Source organism: Adhaeribacter arboris, from assembly GCF_003023845.1.
In the GTDB taxonomy this organism is placed as follows: domain Bacteria; phylum Bacteroidota; class Bacteroidia; order Cytophagales; family Hymenobacteraceae; genus Adhaeribacter; species Adhaeribacter arboris.
Genome location: NZ_PYFT01000001.1, coordinates 1,452,393 through 1,467,696, shown reverse-complemented (window position 1 = coordinate 1,467,696; position 15,304 = coordinate 1,452,393). Strand labels below are relative to the sequence as shown.

The following is a 15,304-nucleotide window of genomic DNA, read 5'->3' as shown; positions in this document are numbered from 1 at the left end:
CTTTTAATTTTTACACCACTACGTTTACAATTTTATTCGGTACTACAATCACTTTTTTTGGAGTTTTACCTTCCAGGTATTTATCAATTAAACCCGAACTTACCACTTCTTTTTCAATAAGTTCTTTTGGCATAGTCGTCGGGAAGGTAAGCTTACCGCGCATTTTGCCGTTAACGGATATTGGGTATTCAAACGAATTTTCCGTTAAGAACTTTTCTTCCCATTGCGGGAACCGGGCATATGAAATACTATCCACGTGACCCAACATTTGCCATATTTCTTCGGCTAGGTGCGGCGCGTACGGCGATAAAATAATAGTAAGAGGTTCTAATATAGCCCGTTTATTACATTTAAGAGTTGTCAATTCGTTCACGCATATCATAAACGTACTTACCGAAGTATTAAACGAAAACCGCTCAATATCTTCTTCTACCTTTTTTATGGTTTTATGTAGGGTTTTAAGTTCGGCTGAAGTCGGGTCTTCGTCGGATACGTAAAAATTACCGCTCGGAGCAAAAAACAACTTCCAGTAACGCTTTAAAAATTTATGCACGCCGTCGATGCCGTTGGTATTCCAGGGTTTAAACTGTTCTAAGGGACCCAAGAACATCTCGTACATTCGTAACGTATCGGCCCCAACTTTATGCACCAAGTCATCCGGATTTACCACGTTGTACTTCGACTTCGACATTTTTTCAATTTCCCAGCCGCAAATGTATTTTCCGTCTTCCAGAATAAACTCTGCGTCAGCTAAGTCTGTGCGCCATAACTTAAAGGCTTCAATATTTAAAATATCATTCTCAACAATATTTACATCCACGTGCAATGGGGTAAAATCGTATTGATGGCGTAAATTATGGGAAACAAATTTATTGGTGCCATTTACCCGATATATAAAATTAGAACGACCCTGAATCATGCCTTGATTAATGAGTTTCTTAAACGGCTCTACCTGCGAAACAAATCCTAAGTCATTTAAAAATTTATACCAAAACCGGGCGTATAACAGGTGACCGGTCGCATGTTCGGAGCCGCCAATGTACAAATCGACGTTGCCCCAATATTTTTCGGCTTCTGGGCTAACAAACTGCTCGTTATTTTCCGGGGACATGTACCGCAAATAATACCAACTTGAACCTGCCCAACCGGGCATAGTTGTTAACTCATAATGATATTGACCTTTATATTTCCAATCTTTGGCCCTGCCTAAGGGTGGTTCGCCGGTTTCGGTGGGTAAAAAAGCATCAATTTCCGGTAAGATCAACGGCAGTTCGCTTTCCGGTAAAGGGTAGGGAATATCATTTTTATAATAAATAGGAATAGGTTCCCCCCAGTAACGTTGCCGGCCAAACACCGCATCGTGAATCCGATATTGTACCTTACCTTTACCAACACCCATTTCTTCAAATTTGGCTACTGCGGCTTTCATGGCTTCTTTTACCGTTAAACCATTCAGAAAACCCGAATTCATCATGATGCCTTCTTTTGCTTCGTAAACTTCATCGGGGGTAGAGCCTTCAATTACCGGAATAATAGGCAAGTTAAAGTGCTTCGCAAAGTTAAAATCGCGACTGTCGCTGGCAGGTACCGCCATAACCACCCCCGTGCCGTAACCGGCTAATACGTAATCGGCAATCCATAAGGGAATCTCCACGCCGTTGATAGGATTAATCACATAAGAACCGGTAAACACACCACTTATGTGTTTCACATCGCTCATGCGGTCGCGTTCGGAACGGTTTTTGGCCGTATTTACGTATTCTTCTACGGCTTTTTTCTGTTCGGGAGAAGTTAATTCGGGTACCCATTCGTGCTCCGGCGCGATAACCAGGAAAGAAACGCCATAAATGGTATCCGCCCGGGTAGTAAATACTTTCAGCTGATGTTCTGAATTTTTAATTTTAAAATTAAGTTCCGCGCCAATAGATTTGCCAATCCAGTTGCGCTGCATTTCTTTAATGGGGTCGGTCCAGTCAACGTGGTCAAGGTCATTCAGTAACCGCTCGGCATAGGCCGAAATGCGCAAACTCCACTGCTTCATTTTTTGGCGAATTACCGGATAACCACCCCGTTCCGATACGCCGTCTTTAACTTCGTCGTTGGCTAAAACGGTACCTAAAGCCGGGCACCAGTTAACGGTAGCATCCGACAAAAAAGCCAAACGATAGCTTAATAATATTTCTTGCTGCTGTTTTTCCTTGTAATGCTGCCATTGTTCCGCCGTGAAATCCGGAATGGCTTCTTCGTTACAGGCAGCTTTCACCTGGGTATTACCCGAAGTTTTAAATTTTTGCACGAGAGTGGCAATGGGTTCGGCTTTATTCGTTTCCTGGTTATACCAAGATTCGAACAATTTCAGGAAAATCCATTGGGTCCATTTGTAATAATCAGGGTCAGAGGTGCGAACTTCCCGGTTCCAGTCAAAAGAAAACCCCATATTAGCTAATTGCTCTTTATAGCGGGCAATATTTTGTTCGGTAGTTTCGGCCGGGTGCTGACCCGTTTGGATAGCATACTGTTCGGCGGGTAAGCCAAAGGCATCGAAGCCCATGGGATGCAAAACATTAAATCCTTTAATGCGCTTATAACGCGCCACAATATCAGAAGCAATATAACCCAACGGGTGACCTACGTGTAATCCGGCTCCGGACGGATACGGAAACATATCGAGTACGTAGTATTTGGGACGGTTAGGGTCAATACTTACGCTAAAAGTTTGTTTTTGATTCCAATATAGTTGCCACTTTTTCTCAATCTGGTTAAAGTTGTAGTCTGACATTTCGGTGCTTTCTTTCTATAAATTCGCCAATTTTTATCCGCTCTAAAAACGAGATAAAAACAAAAATACTTTTTTTTACTAACTATGTCATTATTTAGCTAAAAACCTTGCAGTTATTATAAAAAGAACTTGATTTAATTGCGAGTTTATAAAATCAGCACCTACTAAACGGGAGATTTCCTAATTTTAAACGGGCTCTTACTGGTATCATTTAAAAATAAACTTATATTTAATAAAAATTTACTTAGAAAAAGGCTCCCTTAAGCCTGATAATTTTGATTATTAGGCACACTAGAGTTATTTTTTACCATTAGCGTATTCAAAAACTTCCTAATCTAAGCCTTTCCTACAGCCACCCTTTTTAATTAGAACAGAGTATGAAGTAATTTTTTACGCGGTAAAAATGGAAACCAATACTATCGACAATTTAAATAAGCAAATTAGTGAGCACGCGCCGCTAAAGGCATCCATTCTGACGGATGGAGTACCAACAATTACATTAGATGAACCTGAATCTGTTACTACACAACCCTTATCGGAGGACGAATACCTCAACTTTGACTATGGGGAACTTGAGCCGGGGGAAAATAGTACTAGTGACCAAGATGATGACTTCCATCTACCTGATTTTAATTTAGGAGCTAATCCCATAAGAGGAACATTTACTTGGTCATTTACCGCGTTGCAAACGAATGTCGAGACGTATAAGGCAGTATTGGCCGGAGCCTCTGACCGGATTGTTTTAAAAACTGCAGTTAATAAGCTTAAAAGCTACATTAAGAGCCGGACCATCTTGGCTAAAACTCCTTACGGCATTGCTCCCAAACCGGATACTTATCGTTTTCAGGATGAAAGTGGTGCCACTATTACCAAACCTATGGTAGCTACCGGATCGCCCAACGATTACGTAAGTTTAGCTACTTATTGGTGGCCGGATCCAACCACGGAAAACGGATTACCCTACCTGGCTAGTGACGGAAAAACTAATCCCGAATCCAATGCCATTCCGGACCAAACCTTATTACGGAATATTTGTGAAGATATTCAGTTTTTAGGTTTAGGTTATTTTTTTACCAGGAAGGAAGCGTACGCCGAACAAGCTTTGAAATTATTGCAGGCTTTTTTTCTGGACAAAACCACCCGGATGAATCCTCATTTTAAATACGCGCAAATTATTCAGGGCATGAACAACGGATTTGGCCGGGCTACCGGGTTTGTAGATGCGGAAGTATTAACGATATTATTAGATGGCTACCAGTTGTTGGGAGAATCAAAGGCATTTGAAGCGGCTTCTGACGTAGATTCAGGGTTAAAAGATTGGTTCCGGAGTTTATGGGAGTGGATGACGACGACTTATAAAGAGGTTCCTAAGGAAGGTACTGAGGATTATTATCATTACGAAATGATGCTCGGGATTAAAAATGCGCAGAATAATATCCGGAGTGCTTACGAACTACAAGTATTAACCTATGCTCAATTTATCGGCGAAGATGCCTGGGTGGTGAATGAAATTAATACTGTAATCAAAGATACTGAAACTTCTAAAGGTTTACTATCTAACCAAATTTTACCCCAAGCAGGCAAGATAGAGGTAAAAGACCAAACAGGAGCTAGTAAAGAAATTCCGGTACCAGCAGGCGCGATGCCCGAAGAGTTGAGGCGAACCAAACCCGCCACTTATTGCCAAAAAAACCTGGATTTTTTATTGCGTTTAGGTAGCCTGGCTGAAAATGCCGGAGTAGATCTGTGGAATTACGTTACTCTGGAAGGAGTTTCGATTAAAAAGGCCATAGAAGCCATTTTGTACTTGGCGGCTAACCCCAAAGAATGGCCATGCACTGAACACGAAGATATTAGTAATCCAGCCGTCTACCGTATTTTCCGGCAGTCGATGCGTCGGGCAAGTGGAGCCTGGCCTAAAGACGAGAAATTGCAAAAAAGTATTCAAGGATATTTAACCCAGCTAGACACCCTTTTAGGAGCAGGTTCTGGTTACTCCGAGGCCTCTTACCGGCAAGGTTTAGACTGGCAAATATTGGTACACAAGTTAGGCTACACTTTCTAATCAGGTTTATTTACAAGCTTATCTTACCCACTTTGTTTTTTTTAAATGAAGTGGGTTTCTTTTTGTTAAGTATTGCTTTCATAGTAAAAAAAAACATCCAATTAATCTTTCTAAGCTTTTAATAGAGTCATTTATAAGCTTACCTTTTCAGCAATAGTCTGGAAAAACGATCACTATTTTACGCACTTATTCAATAATTCAAAATTATAGTTGCCAAATAAAGTTCATCTGGAAAGAAGGAATTAGAGGAATTAAAGCTTGATTATTTTCTATAAAGGCTTGCTTATCAACCTTGATTCAACAGGATTACAAATTTAAATTTTCGTTTAAACGGTTATAAATTATAGGTAGGTTGCTTAATTAATTATAATTTTTAATAAAAACTGATTTAAAACAAAGGTGCTTTTACACGATTTCGATTTTTTTAACGAGTATTGGCCTTTAAAGTAAATATTTGTAACTATGCAGTATACCCTTGAATAATTTACAAAAACAAGCTTTTGTTATTAAGAAAAAATTAAAACCTAAGTTAAAAAGTCTTAGTAACGCGAGGCAGGCGATTGATTCTTTTTTGACCGGCTATACTGCATTGTTCCATTTTATTTACCAGATAGTATGAAGAAGCCAATTTACACGGATAAAGAATTGTTAGAATTAATTGCTCAGGATAATAAAGATGCTTTCCAAGAGTTGTTTCATCTTTACTACGAATCTTTAGCGCGATCTCTGTTACGCTACTCGCGCGATCCGGAGCAAATCAAAGATTGGATTCAGGAGATCTCTCTTAAATTGTGGGATCAAAGAGCAACCTTGCACTTAGCCGGTATTAAAAACGTAAAGGCCTATATTATTATCGTCGCTCGTAATTTTGTGTTGCGGGAAACGAGTAAAAAGAAGCAGATTAAATTTATTTCCCGCGATGAGTTAAACGAAGCAGATATCGCCGATAACCAATTAGAAGAAAAATTTGCCCATCTGGAATTAATAAAAGGCTACGCCGCGGCTTTGGCTAATTTACCTCCCCGCACCCGGGATGCTTTTTATCTGAACCGGGAACACGGTATGACCTATAGCAAAGTAGCCGAAAAAATGGGTACTTCCGTAAAAACGGTAGAAGCGCAAATTTCCAGTGCTATTTCCAGCCTAAGACGCCAGTTAATCAGCTTTTTTTGATAAAATTATACTTATTTTAAAATAATTTAATTTTACAGTAAGGGTAGATCGATAAAAAGTGAATCGGTATAAATAGAAGGGCAAAAACGTAAAAAGCGGATCAAGCAACTCACCAAATGAAAGATAGAGTAACTCCTGATTTAATCAGACGATATTATTCGGGTGATTGCTCCAAGGAAGAAGAAGCTCGGGTAGAAAATTGGTTAAACGAAAACCCGGCTCATGTAGATCAAGCGCTGCAATGGCAGGAAGAATTTACCTTTGAGAATGACCAAGTGCTTGCCCAGGTTTTAAAAGCAGAAAAAGAAGTTTGGAGAAAAACAGTTCTGGAATTACCGAATAAAGATTTTAGTAATAAGAGCAAGCAAATCTTTTTGCGGGAAAGTTCTAAAAAAGAGACTTACCAAATTTTAAAAGTTGCAGCAGCCATTAGCGGGATAATGGTAATTGCTCTCGGAGGATGGTTGACCTGGCAAAATCAGAAAATAAATGTTAAAGTAGCATTTGGCCAAACGAAGCAGTTAACCTTACCTGATAATTCAGTGGTGTATTTAAATGGTAACAGCTCTTTCACTTATAACCGTAATTGGTGGAACCGGGAGCGGGAAGTTTGGCTAAATGGAGAAGCTTTTTTTAAAGTAACCCACCTAAAAAACAATAAGAAATTTTTAGTTCATCTCTCCAACCAAGTAGAGGTAGAAGTTTTAGGTACCGAATTTAATATTTCCGATAGGAATACTATTAGTGATATTGTATTAAAAACAGGAAAAATAAAGCTGAATTTAAATAATAACGTCAATAAGAAAAGTATTTATCTGCGTCCGGGCGATTTGATAGAAGTTAGAAAGCAAAATCATGCCTCAGCTATTATTCGCCAGGTTAGGGTAAGCCCCGAACAGTATTATTCCTGGACGTATGATAAATGGTTACTCGAAGGCACTTCGTTGCGAGAAATGTTGCAGAAATTGCACGATACTTACGGAGTGAACACAAAAGTTAAAAATAAAAATTTACTTAATCGTCGGGCATCGGGTTCTATCCCTTTGCCTAAAGGAGATGCCAACTTATTGTTAAGCGATATTACTGCTTTGTTTCAACTCAAAGTTAATAAAGTAAATAATATTATTTACCTGGAGGATATTCGGTGAATTGTAAATTAGAATACAATAAAACTCGGCTGCAGCAGTGAGTGAAAGCAACTTTAAATCCACTCAATTTCTATAAATCTATTTCATAAGTATAAATAAATCCAGATTCTACCACACGAGCCGGATACCTGATTACGGACGTAAGGAAAAAGTATGCCTGAATATTTACGCCTTTTACAGTTTTAAATTTAAAGAAATACCAACTAAGTAAATAACCTTTAAACTTTTTTCATTCTCGGGTTTTCTTTCCGGAAGTAAATTAAAAATAGAACAATATTAATATTTGTTATTTCTTGCAGGGATAGCTAAATAGAACTTTATTGCCAAAACGCTAAAAATTTAACGGGTTACAACCTGCTTAAACTGGGAATCTCTTTGTCTCATTTAAATTATTCCACTAAAATTTAAATTTTTCCGGCCATATGAATAAATCTACTCAAACTATATTAGGTATTATGTTAGCTACCGCAGGAATGCAACTGCCCACCTTATCGCAAACGGTAGCTACAGTAGCGTATCATTCTTCCGCGCGGGTTTTGCCGGCGGATAATAACCAGGAGAAAATTCTCCTGAAAGAAGTATTAAAAGAGCTTGAAAAGAAATACAAGGTCTCTATTGCTTATCAAACCAGCTTAATTGAAAAAGTGGAAATTGATTCAAAAGTGGCCGCTGCTTCGCAGGAAGAAAATGCCCTGGAATCGAGTTTAAACAAAGTATTAAAAGATTTAAAAATTAAGTACCACAAACCGCGGAAAGGTTTTTATCTATTGTTTAAAGAAGAAGCGCAGAAAACGGAATTCCACAAAGTAGAAAGTCGCGCTTCTAAAGAACCAGGAAAAGCGGTACTAAAATTAACGGGCAAAGTAACGGATAAAGACAGCGGGGAGGGCATACCGGGAGTTAATATCTTGCTAAAAGGTACTTCTACGGGTACTATTACCAACGTGGATGGTACCTACCAATTAGAAGTTGCCTCGAACGTAAGCAGCGGATTCTTAGTATTTTCTTTTATTGGTTACGTTAGCCAGGAAATGCCTCTTGGTACAACCAATGTGTATGACATAGCCTTAGCTCCGGATGTACAAGCACTTTCGGAAGTAGTAGTAACGGCTTTAGGAATTGCCCGCCAAGAGAAATCATTGGGCTATTCAGTGCAAAAAATCGATTCCCGCAGCATGACCCAGGCCCGGGAAACTAACTTTGTAAATGCCTTGCAAGGCAAACTATCCGGGGTTCAAATTACGGGTGCGGGGGGGAATATCGGTGGCTCTTCGCGCATTGTTATCCGGGGATCAGGCTCGGTATCGGGTAATAATCAACCACTGTTTATTGTTGACGGCACCCCAATTGATAATTCCAGCTTTAACTCCCAAGATACCCAAACCGGCAACGGCGGTCGCGATTACGGAAATGCGGGGCAGGATATAAACCCGGATGACATTGAATCTATTTCGGTTTTAAAAGGGCCCAGCGCGGCCGCGCTCTATGGCTCCCGGGCGGCTAACGGGGTAGTGCTGGTAACAACCAAAAGCGGTAAAAACACCGAAGGTATTGGCATTTCTTTTAACTCCAGCGCTACCTTCGACCAGGTGTACATGCTGCCCAAATACCAGAATGAGTACGGCGGCGGGTTTAAACAAACTTTTGATTTATACCAGGGCGAACCCATCGTTAACTTTTCGGCCGATGAAAGTTGGGGGCCTAAGTTAGACGGCCGCCTGGTCCGGCAGTGGGATAGCTTTGTGCCCGGCGAGAATTTTGGCAAACTTACTCCCTGGGTAGCCCACCCCGATAACGTAAAAGATTTTTATGAAACCGGTAAAACCTTCACCAATAATATTGCTTTTTCCGCCGGGAACGATAAGACCAATATTCGGTTATCCTACACCAATCTGAACCAGCAGGGCACCATGCCTAACAGTAAGATGGACCGGAACACCTTAAGCATGAACATTTCCGGAAAGTTAACCGATAAGTTAACCGCTTCGGCCAAAGTTAATTATGTTAATACCAAAGTACATGGCCGGCCCGTAACCGGCGATTACGTGGGTAACGGACCCATGAGTGTCGTATCGTCTTTTAATACTTGGTTTGAAAGACAACTGGATTTAAAAGCTTTGAAAAATTACCGGAATCCGGATGGTACCCAAAGAGTCTGGAACCTTTCCGGGCCGGAAGATTTAAAGCCTTTTTACTGGGATAATCCTTACTTTGAATTATACGAAGCTTACAGCGACGACCAGCGGGAGAGAGTATTCGGTAATGTATCGCTTTCTTACGCCATCAACCCCCACCTAACTGTAACTGGCTTTGCCCGCACCGATTTTTACGATTTCCGGATTACCGACCGGGCGCCGACGGACCATGTAAACGGCAGTATGTTTTTAAAGGACATTCGGCACGTAAAAGAAAATAACTACGAGTTCTTAGCGCAGTATAACCGCGATTTAGGGACCGATTTTTCGGTGGCCGTTAACCTGGGAGCCAATGCCCGCCGGGAAAATTACACCCAGAATTATGGCCGCACCAACGGTGGATTAAGTGTCCCGAATTTCTACAGTCTGCAAGCATCCGTGGACCGGCCGGATATAATAGATTATTCGCGGGAACGTTCGGTAAACAGCGTGTACGGTAGTGCTACTTTGGGCTTTAAAGATATTTTTTACCTGGATGGCTCCTTACGCAACGATTGGTCGTCTACGCTGCCCATTGATAATAATTCTTACTTGTATCCGGCGGCTTCGGCCAGTTTAGTTTTTACCGAACTGCTTCCTTCCCGCCATTTCCTTTCTTTTGGTAAGGTACGAGCCGGTTGGGCGCGGGTAGGGAATGATACCGATCCGTATCGTTTGGGAATAACTTATTCGCCAAATAACCCATTTGGTACTTATCAGATATACAATGTACCCGATATCCGGAATAACCCCGTTTTAAAACCCGAAAGAACGGCTTCTTATGAATTTGGCGGCGACTTGCGGTTTTTAACCGGCCGGGTAGGAATAGATGCAACTTATTATTACAAAGCTACTACGGATCAAATTTTAGACTTGCCTATCTCCGGAACTACCGGTTACGGTTTTGCCATTGTAAATGCCGGTAAAATCACGAATAAAGGATTAGAGTTAGTGTTAACCGGAACCCCAATCACATCTGAAAACGGCTTTAACTGGGATGTAACTTTTAACTGGGCTCGGAATAAGAGTTTGGTCGTTGCTTTAGCCGAAGGCCAGGAAAATTACCAGTTAGGTATCACCAATACCTCGGACGTGAGTGTAAATGCCCGGGTGGGCCAGCCTTACGGTACTTTGGTAGGAACCGGTTTTGCGGTGAACGCCCAAGGCCAACGCTTAATTGACAGCAAAGGATTTTACATTCCGGAACCCGGCAAAGTTTTGGGCAGCACCTTGCCCGATTATACCGGTGGCTGGAACAACACTTTTACCTATAAAAATTTAAGTTTAAGTACCTTATTTGATTTCCGGAAAGGTGGTAAAGTGTACTCTATTACCAGCGAAACCGGAACCTACGCTGGCTTATTACAAGAAACTACGGGCTTGAACGATAAAGGAAATCCGGTAAGAGATGCCGTGGCCGATGGGGGCGGTATTCGACTGGAAGGAGTAAATGAAAGTGGCGAACAAAATAACATTTACATTAACGCGGCTTCGTATTGGAAAGACTCGAACATCGATGAAATGCACATTTTTGATGCTTCCTTTATCAAGCTAAGAGAAATTCGTTTCGGCTACACTTTCCCGAAAAAGTTTTACGCCAAACTGCCGCTGCAAAATCTTTCGTTCTCCCTGGTTGGCCGGAACTTAGCGGTTTTGTTGCGTAAAACCCCTCATTTTGATCCGGAAACTACGCTTGGTTCCGGTAACGTGCAGGGTATCGAATCAGCGCAATTACCCAGTGTTCGCTCCTTCGGCTTTAACCTGAATGCTTCCTTCTAATTCTATTTCTAAATCTCCCTTAAGTATATCCGCATGAAAACGAACTATATAACGAAACTGGTTTTACTAATTGTACTGCTGTTCAGCGTTGGGGCTTGTGAATCTGATTTCGAGGAAATTAACACCGACCCGAACAATCCTACCACCGTACCTACCGCATTTTTACTGAGCAGTGCGCAACGAAGCATTATTCAGGAAGCTTTTGGCATGAACCGCACCACCAATTGGGATGCCATTGGGATGCGCTACATGCAAATGTGGACTTCCACCTTGTACACCGACGACGACCGGTATGCCATCCGGGAAGCTGATTTTACCGAATTCTACAAAGGCGGTCTGACGGATTTAACGGAAATTATCCGGTTGAATACCGATGAAAAAACCAAAGCAATCGTGGTTGCCTCCGGCCCAAATCAAAACCAGGTGGCCGTCGCTCGCATTCTGAAAGCCTGGACTTTTCAGATTATTACCGATATCTGGGGCGATATTCCTTACAGCGAAGCCTTGCGGGGATTAGCTAATACTACTCCGGCCTACGATCCGCAATCCGCTATTTACACCGATTTAATTAAAGAACTCGACGAAGCCACCGCCCAAATAGATGTAACTGCCGGTGATATTCAGGGCGATTTATTTTACAACGGCAACATGACCAAATGGAAGCTATTCGCCCAATCTTTAAAACTGCGGATGGGCATGCGGCTGTCCGAAGTAGATCCGGATAAAGCGGCTAAAACGGTGCAGGAAGCATTAAGTGCCGGTGTTTTCGCGAGCAACGATCAAATGGCTACGTTTCAGTACATGGCAGCGGCTCCTTATTATAGTCCGTTATACAATGCTTATTACATCGGTACGCCTACCATTGCGGTTGCCAATACTTTAATTAATAAAATGCTGGCATTACAAGATCCCCGGATTTCGGCGTATGCCCAGGAAAAAGAAAACGGGGGCGGATTTGTGGGGATGCCTTATGGCGTTAGCGCCGCCATTGCTGGTAGCGTCAACAATAAAAACGTTTCTTTTCAAAGTTCGCGGGTTTTAGCTGCCGATGTAAAACTGGTCTTACAATCTTACGCCGAAATTCTATTCCTGCAAGCCGAAGCGGCTGCTCGCGGCTGGGCCAACGGGAATCCGGATGAGTTGTATAAGGCGGCTATTACGGCTTCCATGCAATACTGGGACGTGCCCCAGGCGCAAATAGATACGTACCTGGCGCAACCCAGTATTGCTTTCGATTTGGCTAATTACCGCAAATCCATCGGCGAACAAAAATGGCTCGCGTTGTACTTGCAAGGCATAGAAGCGTGGTCGGAGTGGCGCCGGTTAGATTATCCTGCTTTACTGCCGGCTCCGGATGCCGCTCAGGGCAGAGAAATTCCCCGGCGGCGGGGTTATCCCTTGCAGGAAATTAGTTTGAACAAAGCCAGCTACGAAGCGGCCGTAGCCCGTCAGGGACCCGATGTTATGGATACCCGGGTTTGGTGGGATAAATAAACATAACTACCTGACAAATTAAAACTTCATTACCATAAAGCTTTTTCTTTAAGTTACAAGGTACCCTTCGGAGGGGCAGGGAAAGAATTCTCCCAGACATCCGATTATTTAAATTTCCATTTATAAAAACGAAAAAAACTCTCCTTAATAGTTCTGTATACCCACCATTTTTTAAGAATATCTCTTATACCACTAAATCCCAAAAACAGATGAAAAACTTACGTTTACTAGCTATTGCCTGCAGTGCTTCGTTCATAACGGTGGCTTTTAGCCGGTGCTCCCAGTCGGGTAAAGCTGAAACCAATGCCAGTCAGGCCAATAATGTTATGTTGGCTCACCCGCTTGATCCGCTGGATTCTACAGAAATTAAGCTGGTTAAGGAAATATTAATTAAAAATAAAATCTTTGATAAAGAGCATTTCTTTTCCTTTATTAAATTAAACGAACCTTCCAAAGCCGAAGTGCTTTCCTTTAAGCCCGGTCAACCCTTCCGGCGCGAAGCCATTGCCAGTATTTATCATTATAAAAAAAATATTCTCTCCGAAGTAACCCTCGATTTAAAAAACCGGAAGGTATTAGGGATTGATACACTGGATAAAATGCAGCCCGTAGGACAATTTAAAGCCGACTCCGTAGCTTTAAATTCTACCATGATTAAAAATGCCGAGTGGGTTTCTGCTCTGAAAAAACGGGGTATTTCCATTGATTCGGTTATCCACCACGGCAACGATGCTTCCGATTTAAGTATGGGACCCATTGGTCACCGAGAGAAAATTATTGCGGCGCATTACAAAAACAAAAAACACGGCCGCTTGCCTATTATGGGCTTGTATGCCTTTGTGGATTTAACGGATCATAAAGTTTTAAAAATTGTGGACCAGGGTCAGGGTTTTTCTGAACCAATAGATGTGAATTACTTCAAGGAAGATTCGGCGATTGCTACTATTCCGGATACTAAACCTTTGAAAATTACGCAACCCGATGGCGCTACTTTTACTATTAAAGGCCACGAAATAACCTGGAATAACTGGAAATTCCGGTATGGCATCAGTAACCGCGAAGGATTGATTATTTACCAAGCTTCTTATAAAGATAACGGCAAATGGCGGTCCGTTATGTACCGCGGTTCAATGCCCGAAATGGTGGTAAATTATGGTTCTCCGGATATTTTAAATGCTTCCAATAATTATTTTGACGTAGGTACCTACCGCTTAGCCCAAGATAAAGCCCGGCCCATGACGCCCGGCGTAGATGCCCCGGAAAATGCCGTTTACTTAACCACCACCCTGCACGACGAACAAGGAAAGATTAAACCCTTTGAAAGAGCTATTGCGGTTTACGAAGAATTTGATGGACCACTTTGGCGCCACAATGAAAAAGGTCGTAAATCTACCAATTTGGCCCTTAAGTATTTTACTACTATTGGGAATTATGATTATGGTTTTAAATGGGTATTTAAGCAAGACGGCAATATTGATGTTGTTACGGAATTAAACGGTATTGTGCATATTCGGGGTGTACAACGGGTGAATGATTTACCGGGAGCGCCGGACGATACCTACAAAGGTAATTATTACGGTACCCTGGTAAGCGAGCACGTAGAAGCGGTAAACCACCAGCATTTCTTTGTGTACCGCATGGATATGGATGTGGATGGCCCGATTAATTCCGTAGCTGAAATGAATACCGTTTCTGTTCTTGAAAAAGAGCTGAATCCCTTAAAAAGTACCATGGTTGCTCAAATGACGCACCTTAAAAATGAGAAAGAGGCCCAACGTTCTAATAATATTGCTAGTGCCCGCCATTGGAAAATAATGAACGAACAGGTACAGGATAAATGGGGGCACCATTCGTCTTACATGCTGATGCCAAGCCCCGGCGTGAAGCCATTTGCCATGGAAGGTTCCTCACTCATGAACCGGGCCGGCTTCTTAAAAAATCATTTATGGATAACGCCTTTACATGAAAAAGAAATATACCCGGCCGGCGAATATCCCGAATCTAAGTTAAAGAATGCCGGTTTACCTACCTGGACCGCTGCCAACCGTAATATCGAAAATAAGGACTTGGTTATGTGGTACGTAGCCGGAGTAACCCACATTGTTCGCCCCGAAGAATGGCCAATTATGACGCCGCACGTAGTGAAATTTACCTTAATGCCCAATGGTTTCTTCTCGCAAAACCCGGTAGTACGCATGCCTAAACTAAAGACTGCACCTAAGCCAATTGCCAGTGCGGCAGGTAAAAATTTAGCTGGGGGTATAGCCTACGACAAATCGGTACAATGTGCCACTCCCGTTAAAGGAATAAATTAATTTAAGTTGAACAATTAGTCCTTCTCTCTTAAACCTCTCCGGCTGCCTAATGAACAGGTAGCCGGAGTTATTATAAAATATTAGAGATGGTAGAAGGTGAAGAAAATATTACTCTTTCCGTTTTACAGGATGAAAGCTATTCGGTAATTTTTTTATTTTATTTATTTCTGGGCAGCTGCAATGGCCTATCGGATATGGAACGCAAGCAAGTTTTAGAGGAAAAGGTCTTAAAAATTCACGACGAAACCAGGAGCAAAATGGACGCGGCTTATCAATTACGAATGAATCTGCAAAAAGCTAAATCAAAAATTAACTCAAAAATCTATTAATTCATTGGTAATCCTCTTGGTAAGTAACCAATCTAATTTGTTAAACCA

8 protein-coding genes are annotated in these 15,304 nt (G+C 41.7%); 7 read left to right on the top strand and 1 reads right to left on the bottom strand.

Annotated features, from left to right (window positions below; genetic code table 11):
• Nucleotides 1-10: 10 nt before the first annotated feature.
• Nucleotides 11-2,779 carry a leucine--tRNA ligase gene (leuS, locus tag AHMF7605_RS06130; protein ID WP_106927460.1) on the bottom strand — a complete coding sequence of 923 codons (2,769 nt, stop codon included), beginning with the start codon at nucleotides 2,777-2,779 and terminating at the stop codon, nucleotides 11-13.
• Between the two features lie 403 nt (nucleotides 2,780-3,182).
• Here leuS and AHMF7605_RS06125 point away from each other — a divergent pair, with 403 nt between their 5' ends.
• The 7 genes from AHMF7605_RS06125 (at nucleotide 3,183) to AHMF7605_RS06095 (ending at nucleotide 15,256) form a co-directional block, all read left to right on the top strand.
• Nucleotides 3,183-4,844: an alginate lyase family protein gene (locus AHMF7605_RS06125; RefSeq protein ID WP_106927458.1), complete on the top strand. Its 1,662-nt coding sequence runs from the start codon at nucleotides 3,183-3,185 to the stop codon at nucleotides 4,842-4,844.
• Between the two features lie 615 nt (nucleotides 4,845-5,459).
• Nucleotides 5,460-6,017 (top strand): RNA polymerase sigma factor, encoded by a 558-nt coding sequence (locus AHMF7605_RS06120; protein ID WP_106927456.1) that lies wholly within the window; start codon nucleotides 5,460-5,462, stop codon nucleotides 6,015-6,017.
• 116 nt (nucleotides 6,018-6,133) lie between these two features.
• Nucleotides 6,134-7,165: a FecR family protein gene (locus AHMF7605_RS06115; RefSeq protein WP_106927454.1), complete on the top strand. Its 1,032-nt coding sequence runs from the start codon at nucleotides 6,134-6,136 to the stop codon at nucleotides 7,163-7,165.
• Between the two features lie 422 nt (nucleotides 7,166-7,587).
• A complete protein-coding gene (locus AHMF7605_RS06110; RefSeq protein WP_106927452.1) occupies nucleotides 7,588-11,118 on the top strand; it encodes a SusC/RagA family TonB-linked outer membrane protein in 3,531 nt (1,176 codons plus the stop codon).
• A 33-nt stretch (nucleotides 11,119-11,151) separates the two neighbouring features.
• On the top strand, nucleotides 11,152-12,612 hold the full coding sequence (locus AHMF7605_RS06105; RefSeq protein WP_106927450.1) for a SusD/RagB family nutrient-binding outer membrane lipoprotein: 1,461 nt from the start codon (nucleotides 11,152-11,154) through the stop codon (nucleotides 12,610-12,612).
• Between the two features lie 209 nt (nucleotides 12,613-12,821).
• A complete protein-coding gene (locus AHMF7605_RS06100) occupies nucleotides 12,822-14,927 on the top strand; it encodes a copper amine oxidase (RefSeq protein WP_106927448.1) in 2,106 nt (701 codons plus the stop codon).
• A gap of 86 nt (nucleotides 14,928-15,013) precedes the next feature.
• Nucleotides 15,014-15,256: a hypothetical protein gene (locus tag AHMF7605_RS06095; protein WP_106927446.1), complete on the top strand. Its 243-nt coding sequence runs from the start codon at nucleotides 15,014-15,016 to the stop codon at nucleotides 15,254-15,256.
• The last annotated feature ends 48 nt before the right edge of the window (nucleotides 15,257-15,304 follow it).

Coding starts and splice junctions, on each gene's coding strand:
- leuS (WP_106927460.1), bottom strand. CDS start 2,779: ATGTCAGACTACAACTTTAACCAGATTGAGAAAAAGTGGCAACTATAT.
- AHMF7605_RS06125 (WP_106927458.1), top strand. CDS start 3,183: ATGGAAACCAATACTATCGACAATTTAAATAAGCAAATTAGTGAGCAC.
- AHMF7605_RS06120 (WP_106927456.1), top strand. CDS start 5,460: ATGAAGAAGCCAATTTACACGGATAAAGAATTGTTAGAATTAATTGCT.
- AHMF7605_RS06115 (WP_106927454.1), top strand. CDS start 6,134: ATGAAAGATAGAGTAACTCCTGATTTAATCAGACGATATTATTCGGGT.
- AHMF7605_RS06110 (WP_106927452.1), top strand. CDS start 7,588: ATGAATAAATCTACTCAAACTATATTAGGTATTATGTTAGCTACCGCA.
- AHMF7605_RS06105 (WP_106927450.1), top strand. CDS start 11,152: ATGAAAACGAACTATATAACGAAACTGGTTTTACTAATTGTACTGCTG.
- AHMF7605_RS06100 (WP_106927448.1), top strand. CDS start 12,822: ATGAAAAACTTACGTTTACTAGCTATTGCCTGCAGTGCTTCGTTCATA.
- AHMF7605_RS06095 (WP_106927446.1), top strand. CDS start 15,014: ATGGTAGAAGGTGAAGAAAATATTACTCTTTCCGTTTTACAGGATGAA.